The sequence below is a fragment of the Gemmiger formicilis genome, assembly GCF_016901605.1.
Lineage (GTDB): Bacteria > Bacillota > Clostridia > Oscillospirales > Ruminococcaceae > Gemmiger > Gemmiger formicilis_B.
The window spans coordinates 1-530 of sequence record NZ_JACJKP010000407.1; the positions used below are offsets into that span (position 1 = coordinate 1).

2 protein-coding genes are annotated in these 530 nt (G+C 64.5%); both read right to left on the minus strand.

The features are described 5' to 3' along the window. Positions 1-300, minus strand: a 300-nt coding sequence (locus H6B10_RS15160; protein ID WP_204652326.1) for an arsenate reductase ArsC, incomplete at its 3' end; no start/stop codon positions are given. Next, positions 297-530 (minus strand): thioredoxin family protein (locus tag H6B10_RS15165; protein ID WP_204652327.1); only part of this gene is annotated, 234 nt, incomplete at its 5' end. The genes H6B10_RS15165 and H6B10_RS15160, both read right to left, overlap by 4 nt.

The window sequence follows — 530 nt, forward strand, 5'->3', positions numbered from 1 at the left end:
CCAGTCCTCCCGCCGGGTACAGGTCAGCATGGGGCACTGTACGTTGCAGCCCATGGTAATGACCACATCCACCGGCGGCAGTTCCGCCAGCAGTTTGCTGCGCTGGGCGGCGGCCATATCCACGCCGTACCGGGCCTTTACCAGACGCACGGCGTCGGGGTTAATGGCGGGTTTGGTCTCGGTACCGGCGGAATAGCTCTCGAACGTATCGGCGGCCAGCAGGCGCCCCAGTGCCTCCGCGATCTGGCTGCGGCAGGAGTTGTGCACGCAGATAAAGGCTACTTTCGGTTTGCCGCTCATGCCTGGGCCCGCGCTTTCTCAATCAGAGCCTTGGCTTCCTCTTTCGTCAGTACCCGGCCGCTGGATACCACCTGACCATCCACCATCAGCGCTGGGGTCTGCAGCACACCGCAAGCCGCGATCTGGGCAAAATCGGTGATATGGCCTACCTCCTGGGGCAGCCCCAGTTCTCCCAGGGCCGCTTTGGCCGCGTCCTCCAGCGCGTGGCAATTGGCACAGCCGCCGCCCAG